The sequence below is a fragment of the Paracrocinitomix mangrovi genome, assembly GCF_019740355.2.
Taxonomy (GTDB): Bacteria; Bacteroidota; Bacteroidia; order Flavobacteriales_D; family Crocinitomicaceae; genus Paracrocinitomix; species Paracrocinitomix mangrovi.
The window spans coordinates 2035027-2058957 of record NZ_CP091819.1; the positions used below are offsets into that span (position 1 = coordinate 2035027).

General features: G+C 35.6%; 19 protein-coding genes and 23 tRNA genes. 35 read left to right on the forward strand and 7 right to left on the reverse strand.

What is annotated here, in order from left to right:
* Positions 1-40 precede the first annotated feature (40 nt).
* The 4 genes from K6119_RS09150 to K6119_RS09165 all read left to right on the forward strand — a co-directional run bounded on the left by K6119_RS09150 (position 41) and on the right by K6119_RS09165 (position 3538).
* The gene (locus tag K6119_RS09150; RefSeq protein ID WP_221838479.1) at positions 41-2269 is read left to right on the forward strand and encodes a TonB-dependent receptor; all 2229 of its coding nucleotides are present in this window, start codon (positions 41-43) and stop codon (positions 2267-2269) included.
* A 1-nt stretch (position 2270) separates the two neighbouring features.
* Positions 2271-2471 carry a hypothetical protein gene (locus K6119_RS09155; RefSeq protein WP_221838481.1) on the forward strand — a complete coding sequence of 67 codons (201 nt, stop codon included), beginning with the start codon at positions 2271-2273 and terminating at the stop codon, positions 2469-2471.
* A gap of 79 nt (positions 2472-2550) precedes the next feature.
* Positions 2551-3117: a YeeE/YedE family protein gene (locus tag K6119_RS09160; protein WP_221838483.1), complete on the forward strand. Its 567-nt coding sequence runs from the start codon at positions 2551-2553 to the stop codon at positions 3115-3117.
* 7 nt (positions 3118-3124) lie between these two features.
* Positions 3125-3538 (forward strand): DUF6691 family protein, encoded by a 414-nt coding sequence (locus tag K6119_RS09165; RefSeq protein WP_221838724.1) that lies wholly within the window; start codon positions 3125-3127, stop codon positions 3536-3538.
* Between the two features lie 10 nt (positions 3539-3548).
* On the opposite strand, the gene purQ is transcribed toward K6119_RS09165, so the two are convergent.
* Both purQ and K6119_RS09175 read right to left on the reverse strand, forming a co-directional pair.
* A complete protein-coding gene (purQ, locus tag K6119_RS09170) occupies positions 3549-4232 on the reverse strand; it encodes a phosphoribosylformylglycinamidine synthase I (protein ID WP_221838485.1) in 684 nt (227 codons plus the stop codon).
* Positions 4233-4282: 50 nt separating this feature from the next.
* Positions 4283-5236: a hypothetical protein gene (locus K6119_RS09175; protein ID WP_221838488.1), complete on the reverse strand. Its 954-nt coding sequence runs from the start codon at positions 5234-5236 to the stop codon at positions 4283-4285.
* 58 nt (positions 5237-5294) lie between these two features.
* Between K6119_RS09175 and K6119_RS09180 the strand changes: the two genes are divergently transcribed.
* Positions 5295-5492: a hypothetical protein gene (locus K6119_RS09180; protein ID WP_221838490.1), complete on the forward strand. Its 198-nt coding sequence runs from the start codon at positions 5295-5297 to the stop codon at positions 5490-5492.
* A 59-nt stretch (positions 5493-5551) separates the two neighbouring features.
* Here K6119_RS09180 and K6119_RS09185 read toward each other — a convergent pair whose 3' ends face one another.
* The gene (locus K6119_RS09185; RefSeq protein WP_221838492.1) at positions 5552-5797 is read right to left on the reverse strand and encodes a hypothetical protein; all 246 of its coding nucleotides are present in this window, start codon (positions 5795-5797) and stop codon (positions 5552-5554) included.
* Between the two features lie 129 nt (positions 5798-5926).
* On the opposite strand from K6119_RS09185, the gene fbp reads away from it, so the two are divergent.
* Both fbp and K6119_RS09195 read left to right on the forward strand, forming a co-directional pair.
* Entirely contained in the window at positions 5927-6925 is a 999-nt protein-coding gene (gene fbp, locus K6119_RS09190) for a class 1 fructose-bisphosphatase (protein WP_221838494.1), read from the forward strand.
* A 2-nt stretch (positions 6926-6927) separates the two neighbouring features.
* The gene (locus K6119_RS09195; RefSeq protein ID WP_221838496.1) at positions 6928-7365 is read left to right on the forward strand and encodes a hypothetical protein; all 438 of its coding nucleotides are present in this window, start codon (positions 6928-6930) and stop codon (positions 7363-7365) included.
* A 74-nt stretch (positions 7366-7439) separates the two neighbouring features.
* On the opposite strand, the gene K6119_RS09200 is transcribed toward K6119_RS09195, so the two are convergent.
* Positions 7440-7829 carry a hypothetical protein gene (locus tag K6119_RS09200; protein WP_221838498.1) on the reverse strand — a complete coding sequence of 130 codons (390 nt, stop codon included), beginning with the start codon at positions 7827-7829 and terminating at the stop codon, positions 7440-7442.
* A 458-nt stretch (positions 7830-8287) separates the two neighbouring features.
* Between K6119_RS09200 and K6119_RS09205 the strand changes: the two genes are divergently transcribed.
* The 3 genes from K6119_RS09205 (at position 8288) to K6119_RS09215 (ending at position 14489) form a co-directional block, all read left to right on the forward strand.
* Positions 8288-8821: an RNA polymerase sigma factor gene (locus K6119_RS09205; protein WP_221838499.1), complete on the forward strand. Its 534-nt coding sequence runs from the start codon at positions 8288-8290 to the stop codon at positions 8819-8821.
* A complete protein-coding gene (locus tag K6119_RS09210) occupies positions 8818-10800 on the forward strand; it encodes a vWA domain-containing protein (protein ID WP_221838507.1) in 1983 nt (660 codons plus the stop codon). The genes K6119_RS09205 and K6119_RS09210 overlap by 4 nt, the downstream gene beginning before the upstream one ends.
* Positions 10801-10928: 128 nt before the next feature.
* Positions 10929-14489 carry a two-component regulator propeller domain-containing protein gene (locus tag K6119_RS09215; protein WP_221838510.1) on the forward strand — a complete coding sequence of 1187 codons (3561 nt, stop codon included), beginning with the start codon at positions 10929-10931 and terminating at the stop codon, positions 14487-14489.
* 71 nt (positions 14490-14560) lie between these two features.
* Here the strand turns inward: K6119_RS09215 and K6119_RS09220 are convergent, their stop codons facing one another.
* The 3 genes from K6119_RS09220 to K6119_RS09230 all read right to left on the reverse strand — a co-directional run bounded on the left by K6119_RS09220 (position 14561) and on the right by K6119_RS09230 (position 18467).
* Complete coding sequence (locus K6119_RS09220; RefSeq protein ID WP_221838512.1) at positions 14561-15625, reverse strand: SiaB family protein kinase; 1065 nt, start codon at positions 15623-15625, stop codon at positions 14561-14563.
* Positions 15626-16473: 848 nt separating this feature from the next.
* Positions 16474-17451: a hypothetical protein gene (locus K6119_RS09225; protein WP_221838514.1), complete on the reverse strand. Its 978-nt coding sequence runs from the start codon at positions 17449-17451 to the stop codon at positions 16474-16476.
* A gap of 8 nt (positions 17452-17459) precedes the next feature.
* Positions 17460-18467 (reverse strand): helix-turn-helix transcriptional regulator, encoded by a 1008-nt coding sequence (locus tag K6119_RS09230; protein ID WP_221838516.1) that lies wholly within the window; start codon positions 18465-18467, stop codon positions 17460-17462.
* A 120-nt stretch (positions 18468-18587) separates the two neighbouring features.
* On the opposite strand from K6119_RS09230, the gene K6119_RS09235 reads away from it, so the two are divergent.
* From K6119_RS09235 to K6119_RS09355, 25 genes are all read left to right on the forward strand, one after another.
* Positions 18588-18670, forward strand: a tRNA-Tyr gene (locus K6119_RS09235).
* 8 nt (positions 18671-18678) lie between these two features.
* Positions 18679-18767, forward strand: a tRNA-Ser gene (locus tag K6119_RS09240).
* A 4-nt stretch (positions 18768-18771) separates the two neighbouring features.
* Positions 18772-18844, forward strand: a tRNA-Phe gene (locus K6119_RS09245).
* Positions 18845-19033: 189 nt separating this feature from the next.
* Positions 19034-19101: transfer RNA gene (locus tag K6119_RS09250), tRNA-Trp, on the forward strand.
* A gap of 5 nt (positions 19102-19106) precedes the next feature.
* Positions 19107-19181, forward strand: a tRNA-Ala gene (locus K6119_RS09255).
* 72 nt (positions 19182-19253) lie between these two features.
* Positions 19254-19325 (forward strand) — tRNA-Arg (locus tag K6119_RS09260).
* Between the two features lie 68 nt (positions 19326-19393).
* A tRNA-Thr gene (locus K6119_RS09265) sits at positions 19394-19467 on the forward strand.
* 5 nt (positions 19468-19472) lie between these two features.
* Positions 19473-19546, forward strand: a tRNA-Met gene (locus K6119_RS09270).
* A gap of 49 nt (positions 19547-19595) precedes the next feature.
* Positions 19596-19668: transfer RNA gene (locus K6119_RS09275), tRNA-Gly, on the forward strand.
* A gap of 5 nt (positions 19669-19673) precedes the next feature.
* Positions 19674-19746, forward strand: a tRNA-Val gene (locus K6119_RS09280).
* A gap of 6 nt (positions 19747-19752) precedes the next feature.
* Positions 19753-19828: transfer RNA gene (locus K6119_RS09285), tRNA-Lys, on the forward strand.
* Positions 19829-20505: 677 nt separating this feature from the next.
* Positions 20506-21609, forward strand: a complete 1104-nt coding sequence (locus K6119_RS09290; protein WP_221838518.1) for a slipin family protein — start codon at positions 20506-20508, stop codon at positions 21607-21609.
* Positions 21610-21840: 231 nt separating this feature from the next.
* On the forward strand, positions 21841-22206 hold the full coding sequence (locus K6119_RS09295; protein ID WP_221838520.1) for a hypothetical protein: 366 nt from the start codon (positions 21841-21843) through the stop codon (positions 22204-22206).
* Positions 22207-22507: 301 nt separating this feature from the next.
* Positions 22508-22584: transfer RNA gene (locus tag K6119_RS09300), tRNA-Pro, on the forward strand.
* A 156-nt stretch (positions 22585-22740) separates the two neighbouring features.
* A tRNA-Asp gene (locus K6119_RS09305) sits at positions 22741-22815 on the forward strand.
* 26 nt (positions 22816-22841) lie between these two features.
* Positions 22842-22913, forward strand: a tRNA-Asn gene (locus K6119_RS09310).
* Between the two features lie 80 nt (positions 22914-22993).
* Positions 22994-23067: transfer RNA gene (locus K6119_RS09315), tRNA-Glu, on the forward strand.
* Between the two features lie 53 nt (positions 23068-23120).
* A tRNA-Leu gene (locus K6119_RS09320) sits at positions 23121-23194 on the forward strand.
* A gap of 5 nt (positions 23195-23199) precedes the next feature.
* Positions 23200-23271 (forward strand) — tRNA-Arg (locus K6119_RS09325).
* A 6-nt stretch (positions 23272-23277) separates the two neighbouring features.
* Positions 23278-23351: transfer RNA gene (locus K6119_RS09330), tRNA-Leu, on the forward strand.
* 6 nt (positions 23352-23357) lie between these two features.
* A tRNA-His gene (locus K6119_RS09335) sits at positions 23358-23428 on the forward strand.
* Between the two features lie 120 nt (positions 23429-23548).
* A tRNA-Gln gene (locus tag K6119_RS09340) sits at positions 23549-23619 on the forward strand.
* Positions 23620-23698: 79 nt separating this feature from the next.
* A tRNA-Ile gene (locus K6119_RS09345) sits at positions 23699-23770 on the forward strand.
* Positions 23771-23775: 5 nt separating this feature from the next.
* A tRNA-Cys gene (locus tag K6119_RS09350) sits at positions 23776-23849 on the forward strand.
* A 4-nt stretch (positions 23850-23853) separates the two neighbouring features.
* A tRNA-Ile gene (locus K6119_RS09355) sits at positions 23854-23927 on the forward strand.
* Positions 23928-23931: the final 4 nt, after the last annotated feature.

Consider the following 23931-nt stretch of genomic DNA (forward strand, 5'->3'; position numbering starts at 1 on the left):
GCAACACTGTTGCATTTATTAATTAAATTTGTACACTGAAATGAAATTAACTTCGGCCATATTATTACTACTTCTTGGACTAACTTCTTATACTCAAGAGTTTAAAGGGCAGGTAGTTAACATCAACAATGGACAAGGTATTCCCTATGCCAAATTACATTTTGTAGATCTGGAGATTAAAATTATTGCCGATTCAACAGGTAGATGGTTCTTACAGGATGTTCCGGAAGGGCTAAATCACCTTGAAGTTATAGCAGTTGGATATAAAGAACTTCACCTTGATTTGGAGCTTATCCAAAACAAATCAAGTTTGATAACCATGCAACCCACGCATCACAAACTTGACAAAGTAATTGTAAGTGCTAATGGTTATTTACATAGAGAAAGCATAACAAATGTGGAATCAAGGCAATTCACTGAACTCACAACAATACCTACCACTAATTTGGGAGAAGCATTAGCAAATATTCCAGGCGTGTATCAATCCAGTACCGGAAATGGAATCAGCAAACCTGTTATCAGAGGCTTATCCGGCAGTAGAGTTGTAACTTACATTAACAGTTTAAGAATTCAGAACCAACAATGGGGTGGTGACCATGGATTACCAATTACCTCACTTGGAATTGGAGGTGTTGAAGTGATTAAAGGACCGGCATCCCTGCTATATGGAGCAGATGCTTTAGGCGGAGTGCTTTATTTTGTTGACGAACCTTTTGCCGAAAGAAATACTATGTCAGCCTATATCTCAAGTAGATTTGATCATAATTCGTTAGGAAGTAGCAACAGTGGAGGAATGCGCTTTAGCAAAGACGCTTTCAAAATGAATATTTACGGCTCCCATGATAATTACGCAGATTTTACTCTACCCAATGGTAAACAACTTTTAAACTCAAGATACAAACAAACATCTGCCAAACTGGCCTTTGGATACAGCAAAAAGATTTGGGTTTTTAACCTTAGATACAATTTCTACAATGGGCGAATTGGGTTACCTGGACACACTCATGATTCAATCCCGACATTGGAGAGTTTTTATACTGACAACCAAAACCGAAAAGACAATGTACCGGCTCAGCGTATTCAAAATCACTTCATTAGTCTAGAAAACAAATTCTTTTTTGGAAATCAAGAATTGTACATCACTTTAGGGAATACTAACAATGCATTAAAAGAACACGAAGAAAAATTCTTTTTCCCCGATATCGTAATGAATCTTAACAACTCATTGTACAATGTAAAATGGAGATCAAAACTTAGTTCAAAATGGGAATCAATAATTGGATCTCAAGGAATGTATCAAATGAACACCAACGGTAAAGATGCAACTGAAATATTGATTCCGGATAGTAAAACAATTGATGCAGGTTTATACGCGCTTATCAGATTTCACAAGGATAAATGGACTACTATGTTTGGTGGAAGATATGATTATAGACAAATCCAAACATTTAATCCTGAAACCTATACAGGGCAATTTAATGGTTTAAATTATTCAGCCGGATTTGCATTTACCGGAAATAAAAGCACTGTTCGATTCAATGCTTCCACAGGATTTAGAGCTCCAACATCTTCAGAATTATTGTCAGATGGAATTCATCATGGATCTTATAGATACGAAATTGGAGATAATAATTTGACAACAGAAAAAGGAACTCAATTGGATGCAAGTTTTGCTCTGCATTTAGATGATTTGGAATTAATAGTAAATCCATTTTATAACTATATCCGAGATTACATTTATCTGCAACAAGAAGATTCAATTATTGACAATTTTCAAGTTTACACTTACCAGCAAGCTTCTTTTGCTCAATTATATGGAACTGAATTCGGATTTCATTATCATCCGCATAAAGCACATTGGGTTCATTTGGAAACTACTTTCTCAACAATTTTTGCAGAAGACAACAGTAAACAAGCCCTACCTCTGATACCACAGAGTAGAATAAACACTCAACTAAAACTTGAATTTGAAATGAAAAAGAAATTCAAGATTGAAGACATAAGCATACAGCACCTTTACTTGTTTAAACAGAATAGAACTGCTGTATTTGAAACAGAAACACCCTCATATCACCTACTTAATTTGGCCATCAATATGAAAATAGATTGGCAAAATCCTTTAATGATAAGCATTGGCGTGAGGAACATTTTAAACACCACCTATATTGACCATTTATCGAGACTAAAATATCTTGGCATTAGCGCCCCAGGGATAAATGGATTCATTAGCCTTAGATATGAATTTGAAAAATCACTTAAATCAAAATAAAATGAAAAAAATATCAATCGTTTTTCTTTCATTAGTTGCCATTGTAACTGTTTCTTGTGAAAAATGTCAGGATTGCCATTATGAAAGCACCAATGGTTTAGTAGAAATTGGTGAAATATGTGGTGATGAATTAAAAGATGCTGAAGCTAATGGATATACCATTGGTGACACCGTTGTTACAATTCACTGCGAAGAACACTAACAACAAATATATTAATCTACTTATTTGGTAGATTTTATAGATTTATTACTTTTGCCATCTTAAAAGTGATAAGTAACTAATGGAAACAATAGAAAAAGCTTTACTTTCTCCTTGGCCCTGGTACGTGGTTGGGCCCGGAATTGCTTTAGTAATGTTATTATTTGGATACTGGGGCAAGTCGTTCGGTATATCATCTTCTAACAGTACTATTTGTTCTGCATTAGGTGCAGGTAAGGTTTCAAGTTTCTTTGATTTCAATTGGAAAGAAGACAGGTGGAGACTCATGTTTCTAGTTGGTGCGGTAATCGGTGGATTTATCGTATCCAACTTTATGACAAGCGGTGAACCAATTGAATTATCGAGTAAAACAGTTAAAGAACTAAATGAATTAAACATCTCTGTTAATGATCCAATGGTTCCTACAGATTTAATCAGTTGGGAAGCACTTAAAAGTTCAACTGGTATACTATTTATGCTTGTTGGTGGTTTTTTAATAGGATTTGGATCTAGATATGCTGGTGGTTGTACGTCTGGTCATGCCATTACAGGACTTAGCAACCTACAATTCCCTTCATTAATTGCCGTTATCGGCTTTTTTGCCGGAGGATTAATTATGACCTATTTTATTTTCCCATTGATATTCTAAAGAAATGATAAAGCTTATAAAATATACACTATTGGGAATGTTTTTCGCCATTTTATTGGCAAAAGGAGAAGTTATTTCTTGGTATAGAATTCAAGAAATGTTTCGCTTTCATTCATTTCACATGTACGGCGTAATTGGTTCTGCTGTAGTTATTGGAATAATATCCATGTTAATAATTAAGAAAAAACAGCTTAAAGATTCGAGCGGTGAATTTTTTCAGATAAAACCTAAAGACAAATCCTTTTACAGATATCTATTTGGAGGGATTATTTTCGGATTAGGCTGGGCTTTAACAGGCAGTTGCCCAGGTCCAATGTATATTCTGCTCGGCTACGGATATACCCAGTTTGTTATTGTAATATTTGGCGCCTTATTGGGAACTTTTGTTTACGGAATGGTAAGAAAATACTTACCTCACTAAAAAACAAAAATTAAATATTCTCAAGGATTGATTCAAAAATCAATTTACCATCTGTGTTGTAAAGATTGTCATCAGCTGCTCTTTCAGGATGCGGCATCATTCCAAACACATTCTTTCCTTTATTGGTAATTCCGGCAATGTTAAGCAAGGATCCATTTGGATTTTCATTCTCAACAACATTACCTTCTGCATCACAGTACTGAAATAATATTTGATCGTTATCCTGTATTGATTTCATCATATCATCAGGCGCATAGAATCTTCCTTCTCCGTGAGCAATTGGAATCTTATAAGCTCTATCCTCCAATCCCTTTGTAATAGCAGAAGTAGAAGATTTTGGTTTTAAGAATACATTCTTACAAATAAACTTTTGCGAGTTATTGTGCAACAATGCTCCATCCAAAAGAGGAGTTTCACATAAAATTTGGAAACCATTACATACTCCCATTACGAATCCACCATTTTGACCGTGTTTTACAACCTCACTCATAATCGGTGAAAATCTAGCAATTGCACCTGATCGCAAATAATCCCCATAACTAAAACCTCCAGGCAGAACAACAAAATCAACACCTTTTAAATCAGTGTCTTTATGCCATAATCTTTCAACTTTTTGCCCTAAAGAAGTTTCAAGGGTATAAATCATGTCTTGATCACAATTGGATCCGGGAAAAGTAACAACTCCAAATTTCATCTTGATAAATTAGATATGCAAAGTTAACTAATCATCTATAGATAACAGCCCTAATTGAACATATTTGATAGACTAATTATTAACCAGATAATAACAAGTACATTTGATAGAGATGTTCTGCTACTATGTAAAATAGGTGTTGCCATAATAATAGCAGAAGGAATTGCAAAACTCATATATGCTAAATCAAAGACATAATAAGCTACAGACCATATAATCACAGTTAAAATCCAAAGAAATAAAATCACCTGACTTTGTTTCTTGAATCGATTAATTTGTGATCTAAAAACAACTGAATACTTATACATGGTCCCTAAAAACAACAAACCAAAATATCCAATATTTGAAGCGTTAAACAAATTCCATTCAAAGTCAGATGCATTTTCACCAACTACAGGATTAAAATAAAAACTTCCGGTAATCACAAAAAGTGTGGTTAAATAATATATCAATGGCAACATTCCGCCAAGAATTACCATGGCCCATTCTCTCCATACAAAAGGTCTAAAAACAGCCAATGAAATCCAGGGCAAAAGAATTAATAAAACTGAAAATGATGAAAAGACAAAGGCAATTCCAAGTAAAAATGAAGCCCAGAAGACATTTGTTTTAGCTGGAGCTTGTCTTCTAATTTTTAGAATTTCTCCCAAGGCTAACACAATGAAAAGTTGTCCAATTAAGTCCATTGAAAAACTCAATTGTTGCATTGAGAATAAAATTATTATATAAAATAAACCAGGTAAAAAAGAGGCCTTTGAATAAAAAGTATGTCTGTTATAGACATTATTTATTTGATGTGCTGTAATGCTGCTTATTAAAACTGTCGCTAAATAATTCAACCAACTTTCTGAATAAATGAATTGTTCAAACGAATTATGCCAGTCTAACAAATTTGTTTTTGGCTGAAAATCAATAAGAAAAACAGTTGCTGCACATATTGCTATGAACACAGGTAAACTGAGAACAGCTATTGGGGTTTTATCTCTATATAAATTTACCAGCATGCTGTAAAATTAGTTGAATTATTTATTACATTTGTTCACACAAAATAATTTATCAACTATGGGATCAGCAGATTTTTTTTATTGGTTAGGTGATGCTTTTTATTGGTTATTTGAAAACACACTTGAGCCAATTTCTGACGGTGACTGGATTTGGAGATTAGTATTATGGGGAGGATTTGTCGGTTTTGGTTACTGGATGTATCGTCAACACAAATACAATCAACAAGCGGCTGCAGACCCAAATCAAATTAAATAAGACCAAATTAGTCTAATATATATGAGCTACTCATCTTAATGATTGAGTAGCTTTTTTTGTTATTGCTCTTTGATTACCTCATGTTTAGCATTCTTTAATTCTTTCAAGAAAGAAAATATTTTTTTTCTGAATACTAAAAAAAGGATGATGTAAGGAATAATCATAATGTAAAGAATTCCTGTGTTGATTCCACTTGGACCTTCTTCTGCCTGATCTTCTGCTACAGCTTTACACATAGCACATTGTCCAAATAAATCCTGAACAAAGAACAAGCACAACATCAATAAATAAATTCCTCTTCTCATTTAGATTGCTTTAACTGACATCTTTAATCATCAGTATACAACAAAGGTACTAAATCATTGTATAAATCTGCTTTTTTCAGTTAATTTGTGGTCGCTAACTGATATTCCAGAAAGCAGAAAATAATTTTTATGACAGACGTTACTACCCTAGGAGAATTTATCATTGAAAAACAAAGAGATTTCCCGGGATCAAGTGGAGAATTTTCAAGACTATTAAGTGCCATCAGACTAGCATCTAAAATTGTGAGTCAGCAAGTAAACAAAGCAGGTTTGCTTAATCATATTCTAGGATCAGTAGGTACTGAAAACATTCAGGGTGAGCAACAGCAAAAATTGGATGTTTACGCAAATGATCAATTTATCAAAGCACTTACAAAAAGAAAAGTAGTTTGTGGAATCGCGTCTGAAGAAAATGACGATTACATTTCAATCAACCAGGAAGGAAAATACATCATTGCCATGGATCCATTGGATGGTTCATCAAACATTGATGTAAATGTTTCTATTGGTACCATTTTCTCAATTTATAAAAGAATATCACCAGAAGGAAGTCCTGTAACAATGGAGGATTTTCTACAAAAAGGAACGGAGCAATTGGCAGCCGGATATATTATCTATGGATCATCTACAATGCTTGTATATACTACAGGAAATGGTGTAAATGGATTTACCTATGACCCGGGAATGGGGGTTTTTGTGTTATCTCATCCGGATATGAAAATTCCTAAAGACGGAACCATTTATTCCATCAATGAAGGAAACTTTTACAAATCATCAAAAGGAGTTCAGGAGTTTATTAAGTATGCTCAAAAAATAGATCCAGACACAAAAAGACCTTACACAGGTAGATACATTGGCTCTTTGGTGGCAGATTTCCACAGAAATTTAATCAAAGGTGGTTTATACATGTATCCAAACACAACTTCATCACCTAACGGAAAATTAAGACTTTTATATGAATGCAATCCACTTGCTTATGTGATTGAACAGGCAGGAGGTGAAGCGTCAACAGGCAGAGAAAGAATTATGGAAATTCAACCTACCTCTTTGCACCAAAGAGTTCCTTATTATGTGGGATCAACTAACATGGTGAAAAAACTCGAAGAATTTATTCAATCTGAAGAATAACTATGAAAAGAACAATTTCAATTATTGCATTGGCACTGATCACTATAGGGAGTTATAGTTTTGTATCAGAAAATAATGCAAAAACAGTTGCTGAATCTTATCAAGGTGGATATCACTACGACTTAGAGTGGGAAGCATTTAAAGAAGCCGTATATGCCAAAAATGCGGATGATTTGAACTACTTTTTACCTGAAGGATCTGCCTATACAGCTGACGAAATATTAATGTTGTGCGGAGAAGATTACGTAATCAATGCAATGAAAAAAACAACCTACGAAAAGTTAGGAGATTCAGAATACAATGGAAATTATGCTAAAGAATTTTCAGCAACCGTATCCGGAACTGATGAAGAAGGAAATGAATATGAATCTGGTATCTTTTTATACTTTGAAGAAGGATTAGAAGGATTACGACTTGTAAATGTTCTGGCTGCAGGATAATCTAAAACATTATAAAAAGAAAAAGGAGGTTCAAGCAGACCTCCTTTTTTTGTTTTAAGTTATGATAGAATTCCTCAAGAAACTTCACTTTCTCTAAACATTAGTGGAATTGCACCCGAAATCAATAATACGGCTGCAAAAATCACTAAAAAGAACGTGATGCTCTCAAAAACAGGATTCACAAAGTCAGGGTTCGCATTCATGACCATATCTAAAAATGCGATTATTGTCATTACAGCATATACACTGTAACCATACAATACAGAGCTCTTAGTATCTTTTCTGTATCTGATTTTATTTAATACAAAAACACTTGTCGTCAATACCACGCCATACACTAAAAGAATTGCAAGCTCAGACGGAACAAGTAGATTGCTTATTACAATCAGTAACACACCTCCTATTGCACCAAATAAAAGTGCCAGCGGTAATACTTTGTTTAGTTCTTTCTTTAAGTACTGCATAACTTTCTCCTTTCTTTATCTTATCAGCTTTGTTGCCAATCAGACAATTTTAATTTCATTAATCATTTCTGATCAACTCATGGATGGGTAACTTAAGGTTCAATTAGGGGGAGTACTCTGTTAATAATAACGTAAGCAAAATTCATTTAGTGGGCTGAGTTGTCATTTCATTTATTTAAATGTATATGTCGGCAATTTAAATAGGTCACCCCAAATATTATCGGAAACCTCATCTTTACTGAATTTTAACATCTAAACCTTTTAGAAAAATAAATTTTTAAAAGTATCCTTTTTAACAAGGAATTAACAGAATACCAGTCTTCATTAGTTGAATAAGTCAGAAAAATGTTAAATAAACCTTAATTGAATCAACTGATTTATCTAGATGATCTAAATTTCTTTCACCAAAATTCCAACTTTTTGCAATTGCCTGTTTATTTAATATAAACTGACATAATTTGGAACAAGTAGAAATTCATATCGATAGTTTAATCAAACAGTGTCTGGGCAATAATACAGCCGCGCAATTTGAATTGTATGACAGATACTCTTCGGCTATGTATACAATAGCTGTAAGAATGCTTGGCAACAATGAAGATGCACAAGACGCTTTGCAAGATGCCTTCGTAAATGCTTTTCAAAATCTCAGAAAATTTGATGGTAGAGTAACTTTCGGCGCCTGGTTACGCAAAATCACCATCAATATATGCTTAAACAAGCTGAGAAAAAGCAAACTAAAATGGTTAGAACTGGATTTTGATATTCCGGACGCGGAAGACAAACACATTGAAATAGATCCAAAAAAGCTACATGCTGCCATTGAAAAACTCCCTTCAGGGTGTAGAACTGTTTTTACATTAAAAGCCTTTGAAGATTACAAACACGAAGAAATTGCAGAAGCCTTAAACATCAGTCTTTCTACAGCCAAATCTCAATATGTCAGAGCAAAAAAATTATTGAGTTTATCTCTAAAAAACATGGTGCAATTATGAAAGATTTAATCGAACAATATATAGATGACAACAAGGATGATTTAAACATTTATCATCCCGATCAGGAAAATTGGAACAAAATCCAGCAAAAACTTTCCCATAAAAGAAGACGAAATGGTTTTTTAATCATTGGAAGTGCAGCAGCAATTATGTTGATGATTATAATGATCAGCAAACTGAACCAATTTGATTACGAAAGTAAATATGCCGATTCTGACATGGACTCAGTTATTACAGAAGAACATCCTAATAGAAAGAGAATAGACTGGGATGATGAGCCGGTTTTTAATTTCAACAAAATAGAACCTCGCCATCTTGACAAAGACTTGGGATGGTATAATTTAAATGCACAGAACATTTCCTATCAATGGACCAGCACAGTTGGATTAACATCAGATAACATATCAAGTAATGCCACATTCAACTACACAGTTACTGACAATAATGGATGCGTTCAAAACGAGAGCTATAATCCAAATCACAATTACCCTTATGGTTATTACATGGAAACATACAATGAAGAAGAAGGACCGGAAAACGTAGGACATTACTACGAATACTACAGTGATTTTAAAGAAAATCCTTTTGAAACTCCATTAGGCAAACCTTTGTCAACATTTGGAATTGATGTGGATGCCGCAAGTTATAGTAACGTACGCAGATTTTTAAACGGTAATTATTTACCTCCAAAAAATGCAGTAAAGTTGGAAGAAATGATCAACTACTTTAACTATGATTTACCAGAACCGGATGACGCACATCCATTTAGTATTACTACAGAAGTTGCTGAATGTCCATGGCAAACAAATCACCTGTTGATGCAAATAGCACTAAAAGGCGAGTCCATAAAAATGGATGAAGATCAATCTAATAACCTCGTTTTTTTAATTGATGTTTCGGGTTCAATGCAAGATCAAAACAAATTGCCACTACTTAAACAAAGTTTAGGATTACTTGTAGATCAAATGGGAAATGATGATAGAATTGCCATTGTAGCTTATGCAGGTAATGCAGGTCTGGTACTTCCTTCAACTTCAGGAAAACACAAAGAGATCATCAAAGAAGCTATCAATAAGCTTCAATCTGGAGGATCTACAGCAGGAGGTGAAGGAATTCAATTAGCCTACCAAATTGCCAAAGACGAGTTTTTAAAAGATGGCAATAACCGTGTATTGCTCTGCACAGATGGTGATTTCAATGTAGGAGTTTCAGGAGATAATGAACTAGTTGAGCTTATCTCAGAAAAACGTTCTTCAGGTATTTATCTTTCTGTACTAGGATTTGGAACCGGGAATTTACAAAGTTCTAAAATGGAAAAGTTGGCAGATAATGGCAATGGTAACTACTACTACATTGACAATTTAATGGAAGCCAAGAAAGTATTGGTAGATGAAATTGGCGGAACGTTAATCACCATTGCAAAAGATGTGAAGTTACAGCTTGAATTCAATCCAGAAGTGGTAAAAAATTACAGATTGTTAGGTTATGAAAATCGAATTTTAAAGGATGTAGAATTTGATGACGATACCAAAGATGCAGGTGAGATAGGATCTGGCCATACAGTTGTTGCTTTGTATGAAATCATCCTGGAAGAAGATAAAAAGGATGTGCAAACTGCTAAAAACTTGCGATACCAAAGTAAAGTCACTAACAATTCAAAAGGAATTGAAGATGAAATAGCTGCCATTAAATTCAGGTATAAAAAACCTAAAGAAAATAAGAGTCAGCTTATTTCAAAAGTGATCAATAAAGAGAGCATTAACCCAAACCCTTCAGAGAATTTCCGTTTTGCTTCGGCTGTTGCTGAATTTGGTATGCTGCTGCGAGATTCTGAATACAAAGGAAATGCATCTTTTGCTGCCGTTATTCAAAGAGCAAAAATCTCATTAGGCGAAGACAAAAATGGTTATCGAATAGAGTTTGTTGAGCTCGTAGAAAAAGGTCAACAATTGATGAATGAATATTTGTCAGAAAAGTAATAACTGATCGCAATGTTTCTAGTCAAGAGGGAGTGTAAAAGCTCCCCTTTTTTTGACTCGATTTTAATACTTAACAAACACATTGTCAATTCATTTTATATTTTTATGAGTCGATAGACTTTGAACCTATGAATTCATTGAGAATTGTATTTGTTATATCACTTGCATTGCTGCTCACAAATTGTTCAGAAAAAGAAGCAATTAATGATGTCAATCTTTTAGCAAATGCTCCAAAGGATACGCTTCAGGTAGATACCATTCGTATCAATGAAACCATAGATTTTAAACCGGATACTTCATTTTATTTTGAAGAAGTAGAACCAAATCCGGTCTTTTCGCCACAAATTCCATTTAAATCAACCAACATCTTTGAGGCAAACGACACCATAGTATACGATAAGCCAACTGTTGATACGGTTTTTAAGGCTAATCCTACATCCCAAGATGCTAAACCTTACATTTCTTATGTGAGTCATCCCCAACCGATCAAAGCGGGAGAATTACGCAGCAGTCCAATATCTTCAGAAAATATTCAAGTATTAGGGGTAGGTCAAAACCTTCCAAACCCAACTGTTTCACAAATCAATGAAGACAAATATGGATTTTTATGGTTTGCAACAAGTACAGGTTTGGTGCGATATGATGGCAATTATTTTCTCAATTACACTACAGAAAATGGTTTATTATCTGACAATGTCATAGAAGTATTCTTTGATTCAAAAGACAACATGTGGTTGGCCACTTACAAAGGCTTAATGAAATACGACGGCAATAGAATTGAGTCATATACCAGAAATAATGGACTTAAATCGCTAATCGTTCACAATCTAAGAGAGGATCAGGATGGTAATATTTGGTTCATAGAATACCAAAATGGAGTTACCAAATTTGATGGTGAAAAATTCTACAACTACAACATGGAAACCGGTATCAAAAGCAATAATGTAATGAGCATGAATATTGATCAGGACAACCGGGTACTGGTAGGTAATTTTTACATGGGACCTGACTACATTGTAGGAGATGAAATCCACAGTTTTGATGAAACCTATGAATATTTTGGTTCCTTGATGTTGCAGCAAATGTCAACTACAAAAAAAGGTGAGATTTTAATTGCCACCTACGGGAGTGGTGGAGCAGCATTATTAGACAATGGTAAATCCTACCTATTCAAAGGTAAAACCGGAATCCCCTATTCTTCTATGAGCAAAATGATTGATGATCAAAATGGCAATTACTGGTTTGCATCATATGAAGCTGGTGTGAGCCATTTAAAAAATGATCAATACATAGGTTACACTACCACAGAAGGTCTTTCATCAAACATTGCCATTGACATTTTTGAAGATAGTAAAGGAAATATATGGGTTGCCACAGAAGATGGTGTGAACAAAATTGTTCCTAACAGCTTTACTACGATCAATGGCCAACACGGATTTACCGAAAAATCAATTGTCAACATGCATCTAACTTCAGACAACAAAATTGCTGTGGCAACTGCAACAGGTGGAGTTTGGATTTATGACAAGAAACTAAATGTCTTTTATCATTACATGGGAGGCTTGATAGTGAAAGGATTAGGTGAAGATTATTTTGGAAACTTAATTGCAGGGGCACATCAATTTGGAACAAGACAATTTATAGCGAGTAAAAATGACACCATTTGTTTTGAATCACAATTAGATATAACGGCAACATACAAAACCCCTGCTTGGGGAGTCAACGCAATAATAACAGACAAAGATGGCAACCTCTGGCTGGGAGATGACACCCATGGTATGATCAAATACTCTCTAAATGAAGACAAAACTGCATACAACAAAGCAGAGACTTATTCTAATAAATCCGGGCTTGCCTCTAAACGAATAAGTGACATGATTTTTGATAAGGAAGGATATTTATGGATCATGCATGGAAGCCTTGGTTTGAGTAAAATGAAAGATGGTAAAATAAATCACTATACAACTCAAAATGGGCTACCCTCTAACTTTATAAGTTCAGCCACTCAATTAACTAGTGGGGAAGTTTGGCTTGCATCAAATGATGGTTTGATTCGTTTCCAAAACAATGCCTACAATTTAATAACCACTGCAGATGGTCTTACTTCTAACATAATAACATCAATTACTGAAGATAACCAAAACAGGGTGTGGATTGGAACTTCTAATGGAATCAACTTGCTAATTCCGGACAACAGTGAAGAAAAGGGTTACGCCATTATTCAATTCGGCATTAATGACGGATTAATTTCAGCGGACATTCACCCACGATCTGCTGTTTTGGACAATGACAATATTATGTGGTGGGGAACTTCAAATGGATTAGTCAAATTGGATCTCAACACATTTGATCAATCGACTCAAATAAACAGCACTTATATCACCAATGTTGACTTAATGAATGAACATGTCGACTATACAGAAACTAAGAACGATACTTTAGAAAATCTACTTGAAGGAGTTGAATACACCGGAACAGCTCCATATTTTAATAGTCCTACTAATCTGAGTTTACCTTATGACATCAATACAGTTACTTTTCATTACTCCTCTTTAAATGGCTCGCCTTCATATCAAGTTAAATACAGATACAAACTTGAAGGATTTGAAGAGGAATGGAGCAAGCCATTGAAAACTGCAGAGGCTAAATTCACCAATTTATCTCCGGGGAAATATCAATTTGTTGTTCAAAGTAAAGTTCAGAGTAATGATTGGGGTCCTACCACAACATTTGAATTTGAAATAAGACCTCCTTTCTGGCAAAGATGGTGGTTTAGGTTATTAACGCTTGCAGCTATTATTTACCTTGTATATTTTATTGTGAGATTGAGAAACAAACAATTGAGAAAAAGACAAGAAGAGCTGGAACAAACGGTAAAAGAAAGAACATCTGAAATAGAACTTCAAAAACATGTAATAGAAGAGAAACAAACAGAAATTTTGGATAGTATCAATTATGCACAACGCATTCAAAAGGCTTTGTTAGCTACTGATGAAATGCTATCTCAACATTTGAAAGATTACTTTGTTTTCTTTCAACCAAAGGATATTGTAAGTGGTGATTTTTATTGGGCTACTCCAAGCAATGATGATCAATTTATTATTGTAACCGCAGATAGCACAGGACATGGAGTTCCAGGAGCGATTATGAGTATGCTCAATATATCATGTCTTGAAAAAGCTACAGAAACGGCTCAACTAACAGAACCTGCTCAAATTCTAGATTTTACGCGAGCTAAAATCATAGAAACACTTGCTAAAGATGGAAGTAAAGAAGGAGGAAAAGACGGAATGGATTGCTCCTTGATCAAGTTTGATTTAAAAAATCTTGAACTTACATATGCAGCTGCACACAATGGATTATGGATTATTCGCAATAATGAATTAATGGAGTTCAAATCGGATAAAATGCCGGTTGGAAAACATGCTTTTGACAGCACCCCTTTTACTCAAACAACAATACAACTTGAAAAGGGAGACATTGTGTATACTTTTACAGATGGATATCCTGACCAATTTGGAGGAGATAAAGGCAAAAAATTCAAATACAAATCTCTAAAGAAATTGCTGCTTGAATTACATCATCTACCAATGAATGCTCAAAAAGAAGCATTAATAGATCATTTCAATATCTGGAAAGGTGATTTAGAGCAACTAGATGACGTTTGCGTCATTGGGGTGAAAATATAATTAATACCTAGTCTATTTACCCTGAAGTTTTAGTCTTCAGACCGCCAGTAAAAGAGATAATAAGTTGTCCTTTAATTAAGGGGAATTCTAACTTCTATGATACCTTCAACACCTTCTAATGAAGATTCAAAATAATATTTGATTGGGTTACTGGTTTTCTTAGCCACATTCATTAATCCAAGTCCTTGCAATTCACCTTCTGTTAACATATTATTTCTCATGCGAGACTTGTACCAATCACAAAGTTCTTGTTTTGTTTTTGTATTGATTTCTGCCAAATGCTCTTCAAACTCCTCATGTTTTGAAGGATCAACATAATTCTTGGTAGTTAATACAACCTCATTATTTACTAAAGACATGATAAAACATCCATTCGTTTTTCCGTCTTTAGATAATCCGTGACGGGTAATATTGGTAATCAATTCAATACCTACATGAAATATGGCGCGATTGATTTTTTTGCTTCGCTCAACTTCTGAATTTTCTCGGAACATCTTTACCATGTTCTCTGTCGTTTCATAGTCAAACTCTCCTTTAAAAAACAAAACCACACCTTTATCTTCTAAATACTTATGAATTTGCACAGATTCATCAACAGGCATATTAGTAACTTGATTTTCTTCACTAATAGCTTTATCAATTTGTAGACAAAATTCTGCTCTGTCATTAATTGGCATCAATGCATATTGCAAAGGTCTACCTGATTTTTTAGCCATTGATATTAAACCAAGTCCTGCTCCTCCTCTTTCTGAAAATGTTCCGTCCGACAAAATTCTACGATACTGATCATTTAATTCTTCAGACTTTAAGCCGTTTACATTTTGGAGTTTCTCACTGATTTTATCACCTTCTTCTTTTGAAACATAATTCGCCGAAAAAATGTGAATTTCTCCTTCCCTGTTTGTAATACCAAAAGATGCTTGCGTTCTTCTTTCCAAATCTTTGATACTATGGCGTACAATGTTTTGAAAACTTTCTGCCATGAGAAATGAAACTTTTTTCTTGGATTTACCTAGTTTATTGGCATCAGATTCTGCCACGCCTATAAGGTTCTCTGTAATGTCGTCACTAATTGATCCTTTGTACCACATGGATAGATCGTCTCTGGTAAAAAGATCATAATCATATTTTTCCATCACCTTAATAATAGATTTGAGGTTCTCTACTAAAGTTATTATAGCGGTTGAGTTTTTTCTGGAGTAGGTATTTCCCGCAATTGCCCTTAAATCTCTGACATTTAATCTATTTATGCAATATTTTTAACGATTAACTTTCAATTTTTATCGACAAAAATTTTGCGAATGGTGATTTAAACGATTAAGGTATTGTGAAAAATTATTTTCTAAAAATTGGATTCTGAATAAATACTTGCGTTTTATTACACTTTTGAGAATAATAAAATGTACAAAGATCTATAACTAATGCGAACTCTTTTTGCGCAACAAACTTTATTTCCCTTTTTTGAAAATTAAAGCAACTTTCATTTGTGCATTGCGTTTTTAAGGCACATATTCGCAAAGAATTGTAAAAACAATTAAATGGTCACAACGACACAAAGACATATTAACAAATGGACAAATGGCATGCGCCCGTGTGGGTTAGCTGAGCTATTTAGTCAGTTTTATTCGATAACACAAGATCGAATGAAAAGAGAGTTGATGTGTACTTAGTGTAAGGATATATATACAATTATTAAGGTACCCGATCAACTCAAAGTTGGTCGGGTTTTTTTATGCCTAGCGGTATGGAACCCACCAAAGACAATAAAAAATATATGGATCTTTAGGAATCTTGTTGTAGCATTAAACTGCCGCAATCAACAAGGTTAGCACGGGTGGGTGAAATAGTGCTATTCCTATTTGTTTAGGAATTTCAGGGACCGAGATCCATTTTTGGAAAGTAAATCTCGCAGGAGCGGGAAGACGCCTGCTAAGCGTTCTGTTCGCCTTGAGCGAATGTGGATCGTGTCCACTGCTTTCCGCTTTTACTCTTTAATTTCTTCGGGTAAGTCAGGCGTATCTTCAATCTCTTCGGGTAAGTCAGGCATATCTTCAATCATAGTTGGATACACATTTTCTAATTCTATTTCTCCAACTTCAAAACGATAATCCTTCAATCGTGTTAATTCTTCATCCCCAGGCAGCATAAACCCTAACATTTCAAGAAATTCATGGTTTCTTGGCCCTCCAGCTTCAATTCTTTTTATTACTTGTCTTAACCTTGGATTTAAAGCATACTTGTATCCTTCAATCTTCTCAGATTTACCATTGTACTCTATCAATAACTTATATGGTTCATAAAACTCAACATCTTTTGTCGGGACAAAAACTCGAGACAATTGCAATTGGGACAACATTTCCTCAACATCTGCAAATAATTCTTTTGGTGTACTTGCTTTATGACAATTAAAACCTTCTCCCCCACCATTTACATAGGCTTCTTTGTAAACAAATGTTGTGGAGTCAAATTCTACAGAAAATGAATAACGTTGTTGCAATGGATCTGCCATTGAATAGCTTATCTTTTGCAAATTAAAATCCTTATGGAAATACTTTTTGTCATTTTCAAACGATAGCAAACTACCGATTGGAATAAATTCATTTTCCTCGACAAACTTTAACTCTAGTGAGTCTTCAGTAACCCTGATAATTCTGGCTTTAAAATCATATTTATCTCCATCATTACAATTATAAAACACCAAAGAATCACCCTCCAGAAACAAACTATGAAATTCCTTGCCAAATATTTCGGTAGAACCCAAAGTTGGAAAAAGATATATGGGTCTGTTAAAAAGATCTGTATTTGCCTCCCAATAGTTCTCCTCTATCACTTCCATTGTGTCAATGGGAGGTACCCAAACTTCATCCATTATTATGTTTTGTTCTTGATTTCCATCATCAGCATCTGTATTTCCTGAACAGGCAACTAAAATGATGGACAGAATTATATACCATGGTTTCATATGTCAACTTACTTATAATTTCCCACTGCCTCTTTCAATCTCCTCTTAATAGATCTTCTCAAATTTAAAGGCTTCAAAACTTCAACCGCTTCACCAAATCCTAAAATATCTTTTTCCAATTCATAATTGTGTTGAACTTTAAATGAAAAGGTAACACCTTCTTTATTTCGCTCAATAATTTTTTGAGTCCAATGAAAAGGCTTGGTATCTATATAAGGTGCATGCTTATGAGATACTTTTATAACTACCTCTTCCACGGGCGAATTTTTTGCAACCGTAACACCTATCACATGTTTAAAATGTTCTTCTGGTATAAAGTCTTCCGGCTTAATAAAACGCTCCTTACTTTTTTCAATATTGATAATTCTGTCCAAGGCTAGATTTAATATATCCTCTCCCTTTGACTTTCTTCCCAAAATGAACCATCTATTTCTAAACTCTTTTAATAAATAGGGATGAAAATCAAAAGAATTAGCAGACCTGGCCTTAAAGGATTGATACGTTAGTTTAATGGAATTTTTCTTAATTATAGCCTGATACAATTCATCCAAATAATGGATACCTTTTAGATCTTCATTTTTTTCAAAATCTATCACCGGCTGCTGATCAGTTTTCTGACTGTAAACATGGTCTTCTAATTTTTGAACCATGCTGTCCAAATCTTTAAAATGAGAAAAGCCCTTAAATTGTCTTAAAAATTCAACAGCCTCAGACATTTTATTTAGATCCTGCTCTGAAATAGGAATATTGGTGATACTATAATCTGCATCTTCATATGTATAGTATTTTTTATCAACTACTATTATAGGCGCATTGTATCCTAATTTATCAGATCTCATTATTTGGATATCAGCCTGAACTGTTCTCCTAGAAACTCCTTTATCTATTCCCTCATATTCATAAAGCGCATCTGAACATTCATCAATTAAATCTTCCAGGGTCCACTTCCTATATCTGTTTTGCAAGCATTTATCTATGGTTTTATACCTAATAAGTGCATTCTTATTTACAGCCATTTCTATTGAATTTTTATAAAAATAAAAAAAATATTTTACTACGCAGATATACTGCGCATTATGTATTTTACTTTGTCTTGTCTTAAAAAGATAACGATCAAAAAAAGACGATTGACATAAAGAGGTACGCCGGAGCTGGAGAGCCGGAGCAGTCTGTAAAACTGTTGTTTCTAACTGAGTAGGTTCAAATCCTACTACCTCTACAAATAAAGGAAGGGCAAGCAGATAGGTGACTGCAGCTGTCTTGAAAACAGTCGATTGGTGAAAACCGACTTGGGGGTTCAATTCCCTCTCCTTCCGCAATGGAAAAGTAGCAAAGTAGGTCAATGCACCGGATTGAAGACCCGGCAATGATGGTTCGAATCCATCCTTTTCCACGAGGGGATAGATATGTATAGAGATTTGAGTGATCTCAAAAACAAAACTTGCTTTAGTTTTTGATGAACGAAAAGCTCATGTTGTACAACAACATACATATCTATTTTGACTGAGGGAATCTGAGGGATCAGCAAAGCTATTCCTCTCTTTTCCACTTAAGAAGTTATTTGAAATATTGGCAATTACATACAGGTGTTCAGAGGCTGTGAATTGGTCTCCAAAACCAATGACGAGGGTTCGATTCCTTCCGCCTGTGCAAATGGGGTTGTGGTGAAAACGGGATCATCAGTGCTTTGCAAGCATTAGTTCTGGGTTCGATCCCCAGCAGCTCCACCAAAGTCAGAATGAGGAAGAGATGAATGAGACTGAGGATTCTTCATTCTCATTTCTCAATTTCTTTCTAAACCTTCCTCCATAGTTCAATGGATAGAACACCTGTCTTCTAAACAGGGAATAGGGGTTCAACTCCCTTTGGGGGAACAACAGAGTGCCCTGACGGGCATGATTGAGTTCAATACTCAAAACGTTTCTCATGCCCGTCATCAAATTCTTCCATAGCTCAATTCGGTAGAGCAGCTGTCTTGTAAACAGCAGGTTGTCGGTTCGAGGCCGGCTGGAAGATCAAATAGCGCAGTGGAGCAGATGGTCAGCTCGGGAGACTCATATTCTCCAGGTCGTGGGTTCGATTCCCACCTGCGCCACTATCTTATAAAATGCGTCAAGGATATAATGGGCGCAAAGATGAAAAATGCAGTAGTAGCTCCAATGTTAGAGCGTCTGGTTTCCACCCAGAGGGTTGTCGGTTCGAGTCCGTCCTGCTGCACAAATTGGGATATAGCTCAGTGGTAAGAGCGCTTGTTTTACACGCAAGAAGTCGGGAGTTCGACTCTCTCTATCCCAACTATATGCAGTAGTAGCTTAACAGGTTGAGCACCGCTCTTTTAAAGCGGGGGTAGTAGGTTCGAGCCCTACGTACTGCACCAGGATCCAAACGAGGGTCTAAAAATGCTAAATAGTGGTAATACAATACCTGATGAGTGTTTATAATACACCATGGTGTGGAACTAATAAGTATCCATATGCCGATTGTCTTATACACGTTTAGTCGCGCATAAAGTCGAAGGTTCGATTCCTTCTTCGTCTGCTAAGATGAATAGCTCAGTTGGTTAGAGCATATGCTTCAGCATGGGTTCGACTCCCATCACGAATTACGCTCGTGTAGCTCAGTGGTAGAGCACCTGACCGTTAATCAGGGTAAATAATCAGACTAAAAATCTGGTTTTATCAAAAGCTGGTCACTTTTAAAAAAGACCGACTTAAACAAGGTGACGCAAGTCTGTTGCGCTATTGAGTCCTTTGCTTGTCAAAGGAACATCCAATTACAATACAGCTTTGTCGGAACCTTGGAACTTAAGCTGACATTGTGAAAGATCATCAAAGAGATATTGGCAGTTGTTTGAACCGAAATTTTTAAACGCTTCTCTCCGCTCCCAATTGAACAGCGACAATCAACCTCAATGCTCACCTTTGGTTCCCGCTTCGTGGAAGTGACTTGATTGCCTTGTTTATTTTTTTAAAATAATAAAACTGAAATAAATCCCGAATGAGCGCCTCGGGAATGGATTGTGGCGCTTTGAATTAGTAATAAAAAACCAAAACAATGCCTTACGTAACAATTAAAGAAGGAACAATTGGAATGGTATTCATGAAAGATAAATTCGAAAGATTTATCGAAGCTGGTGAACACAGAGTGAAATACAAAGAAATTGTAAGAACTTATGATCTCTTTAGCAAATTTGAATCACCAATTCACTTGGATCTCTTACTTAAGAACAAGGATGTAAAAGAAAAATTAATCCTGGTAGAAGTAAGAGAAAACGAGATCGCGCTTCAGTATGAAAAAAGATTTCTGAAAGCGGTTTTGAGAACAGGGATTCACACTTTCTGGAAAGGTGAGGTTGATTACGAGTTCAAAGTAATCGACTTGACCAGCACCGAAGAAATTACGGATCTGGATACAAACATTTTATACACTTCATTCCTGGCTCCTTTTGTGAGACAACATGTAGTGGAAGCATTCCAAAAAGGATTACTGTTTGTAGACGGTGAATTCGTAAGAGTAATCGGACCAGGAACTTACAAGTTCTGGAAGAACTCTGTTCCGATCACCATGTCAAAAGTGGATACACGTCAGCAACAACTGGAAATCTCTGGTCAGGAAATCCTGACGAAAGATAAAGCTGCACTGAGAGTGAACTTTTATGTACACTACCAGGTTGCAGATATCAAATTAGCGATCATGGAAAACAAAAACTTTGTTGACCAATTGTATATGCTAATGCAGTTTGCACTTCGTGAATTCATTGGAACGTTGAGCCTGGATGAATTACTGGAGAAAAAAGATGAGATTGGAACATATATCTTGTCAAATTTCAAAGACAAAGTAAAAAGTCTGGGAGTAGAACTATTCAACGCAGGTATCCGTGATGTGATCCTACCTGGAGAAGTGAAAGAAATCATGAACCAGGTGTTGGTTGCTCAAAAAAGAGCACAGGCAAACATCATTACACGTAGAGAGGAAACTGCCTCAACACGTAGCCTGCTGAACACAGCAAAATTAATGGAAGACAACGGAATGTTGTTCAAATTAAAAGAGATGGAGTACATTGAAAAGATCGCCGAAAAAATTGGAGAGATCACAGTAAGTGGAAACGGAAATGCTGTAGAACAGTTAAAGGAGATTTTCACTCCAAACAAAAAATAAAAAATCCGTCAGATAGCAATATTTGACGGATTTTTTATTTCTACGCAAATTAACTGCGTATATCAAGGTTTTCTTTGTTTCATTATGAAACATTTCTTGAATAGCCTTACCAGACTTTTGTTTCTTGCATGTGCATTATATGCCTTTATATTGTGCTTTATTAGTTCATGGTGGTAAATCCTAATCTTAATCTTCATTATTTTTATTTGTCTTAATCAAGCAGACAAACAATTGAGAATTATAGAAAGAAGAACTTTTTACAAAAATTTCAGCAAGAAAATTCTCTTCATCATTCCAGGACAAAGGCAAAGACATAATACTCTAAAGAAAAATATCCTGCCATTTATTGATGATGAAATTGAGATACTTGAACTAACAGAAGGAAATGTTATAATAGATAATTTCAGCAGATTCCTGGTAGATGAAACTTTAGGATCAAAAGGAGGATTTCCAAGATTAGTTTATTTAGACAATAACAAAGTAGAAACGATCTATTTAAAGATCAGTTTCTCAACTATGGTAAAAGAAAACAAAAATCATTATGACTTTATAAACCTTGTAAACCAAGAAGTTAATAAAATAAAAAACAATTTTTAAAAAAATATTACATCTACGCAAAAAGACTGCACACAAGGTTATTTACTTTGAATCATCATTAAAAACAAAGGCCCTCGTCTGTACAAAAAAATGAAAACTACAGACGAGGGGTAAAGGAAGAAAAAAATGGTATTAGAAAACATACATATTATTCATTTAAACGAGCAGCTTCAATTGCGCGATCCGGAACTTCAACCGAATTGTGATCTAATTGAATATGGTAAAACTCAGGAATAAAAGTATGTCTATATATATGCTTTTGAAAGCCTTCCTGAGAATGATCGGGAAGGCTTTTTTACATCTAGGGGGATAACGGTGGTTTTGTTTACCCGACTTGGAATCGGGAGGTCGCAGGTTCGAATCCTGCCCCTTAGACCAGCGAATAGAAGTGTGACGAGATTTGAGCAGATCAAAGAAACAAGCTTTCTTGATTTCTTCGGAAGCGAAAATCACATGTTGCGCAGCAACATACACCTCTATTATGACCTTGGGAAGGAAGGGATCATAAAACAATCCTACTTCAAGGTTAAAAACGGTCTCGTGGTTCAACGGCGAGAATATCCGATTGTCTATCGGAAGATGAGGGTTCGATTCCCTCCGGGACCGCCATTTTTTTTTATAAAAAGAGTGCAAACGGAAGCATAGCTCAATGGTAGAGCTACTCCCTGTTAAGGAGAAGGTTGTTGGTTCGAATCCAGCTGTTTCCGCAAGCCGAAGAGAGAACGGTGGTTGTTCATCCCCGTCGTGGGGGAAGGTCGTAGGTTCGAATCCTACTTTTCGGCCAATTTGCCCGGTGGTCTAGCGGTCTAGGACGCCTCCCTTTCAAGGAGGAAATCGCGGGTTCAAATCCCGTCCGGGTGACAAATGATCGAACGAAATTCAAGCTCGGTTGAAAATGAGTGAGATCCAAATTTGCGCCTATAGCCCAATCGGCAGAGGCATCAGGCTTAAACCCTGTTCAGTGCTGGTTCGAATCCAGCTAGGTGCACAAATAGAAATGTAGTTCAACGGACAGAACGTTTGGCTACGAACCAAAAGATGAGGGTTCGAATCCTTCCATTTCTACAAAATAGGCCTGTAGCCCAATCGGCAGAGGCGGCGGTCTTAGAAACCGTAAAGTGTGAGTTCGAATCTCACCAGGCCTACTAATGGTGTTTTTAGTTTATGCGGTAAAATACCTCACTGTGAATGAGGAGAACAGGGTTCGAGCCCCGAAAACACCCAAGCATTTACAAAATGAGAATTCAGATTAAAGAGTAAAATGAAAAATGCAATTAAAACATGGCTCAGAAAGGAGAAAAGAGAGGTGTGTGATGATAAAGTTCTACCTCTCTTTTATAATTGCCTGGTCGTCTAGCGGCAGGACACTTCACTTTGACTGAAGAGACGCTGGTTCGATCCCAGCCCGGGCAACTATGATCAAAGAGTGAATGATGAATGAGAATAATGTGTTTAGAGCTCCATAATCTGCATTCTTTCTCATTGTGAAAACGTGCTGATAGCTTAGCGGTAAAGCATCTGTCTGATACGCAGAAGACCGGAGGTTCGATCCCTTCTCAGCACACAACAACTACATGTGGCCGAATGGTTAGGCAACTGTCTGCAAAACAGTCTTATGTCAGTTCAAATCTGACCGTGAAGTCAAACATGTCGGTAGCTTAAAAGGTAAAAGCACCTGTCTTATACGCAGGCGACTGAAGGTTCGATCCCTTCCCGACATACAAC

What these genes read in the sequence shown, in the direction of transcription:
- K6119_RS09150 (WP_221838479.1), top strand. Translation starts at nt 41, where the DNA reads ATGAAATTAACTTCGGCCATATTATTACTACTTCTTGGACTAACTTCT.
- K6119_RS09155 (WP_221838481.1), top strand. Translation starts at nt 2,271, where the DNA reads ATGAAAAAAATATCAATCGTTTTTCTTTCATTAGTTGCCATTGTAACT.
- K6119_RS09160 (WP_221838483.1), top strand. Translation starts at nt 2,551, where the DNA reads ATGGAAACAATAGAAAAAGCTTTACTTTCTCCTTGGCCCTGGTACGTG.
- purQ (WP_221838485.1), bottom strand. Translation starts at nt 4,232, where the DNA reads ATGAAATTTGGAGTTGTTACTTTTCCCGGATCCAATTGTGATCAAGAC.
- K6119_RS09175 (WP_221838488.1), bottom strand. Translation starts at nt 5,236, where the DNA reads ATGCTGGTAAATTTATATAGAGATAAAACCCCAATAGCTGTTCTCAGT.
- K6119_RS09180 (WP_221838490.1), top strand. Translation starts at nt 5,295, where the DNA reads ATGGGATCAGCAGATTTTTTTTATTGGTTAGGTGATGCTTTTTATTGG.
- K6119_RS09185 (WP_221838492.1), bottom strand. Translation starts at nt 5,797, where the DNA reads ATGAGAAGAGGAATTTATTTATTGATGTTGTGCTTGTTCTTTGTTCAG.
- fbp (WP_221838494.1), top strand. Translation starts at nt 5,927, where the DNA reads ATGACAGACGTTACTACCCTAGGAGAATTTATCATTGAAAAACAAAGA.
- K6119_RS09195 (WP_221838496.1), top strand. Translation starts at nt 6,928, where the DNA reads ATGAAAAGAACAATTTCAATTATTGCATTGGCACTGATCACTATAGGG.
- K6119_RS09200 (WP_221838498.1), bottom strand. Translation starts at nt 7,829, where the DNA reads ATGCAGTACTTAAAGAAAGAACTAAACAAAGTATTACCGCTGGCACTT.
- K6119_RS09210 (WP_221838507.1), top strand. Translation starts at nt 8,818, where the DNA reads ATGAAAGATTTAATCGAACAATATATAGATGACAACAAGGATGATTTA.
- K6119_RS09215 (WP_221838510.1), top strand. Translation starts at nt 10,929, where the DNA reads ATGAATTCATTGAGAATTGTATTTGTTATATCACTTGCATTGCTGCTC.
- K6119_RS09220 (WP_221838512.1), bottom strand. Translation starts at nt 15,625, where the DNA reads ATGGAAAAATATGATTATGATCTTTTTACCAGAGACGATCTATCCATG.
- K6119_RS09225 (WP_221838514.1), bottom strand. Translation starts at nt 17,451, where the DNA reads ATGAAACCATGGTATATAATTCTGTCCATCATTTTAGTTGCCTGTTCA.
- K6119_RS09230 (WP_221838516.1), bottom strand. Translation starts at nt 18,467, where the DNA reads ATGGCTGTAAATAAGAATGCACTTATTAGGTATAAAACCATAGATAAA.
- K6119_RS09290 (WP_221838518.1), top strand. Translation starts at nt 20,506, where the DNA reads ATGCCTTACGTAACAATTAAAGAAGGAACAATTGGAATGGTATTCATG.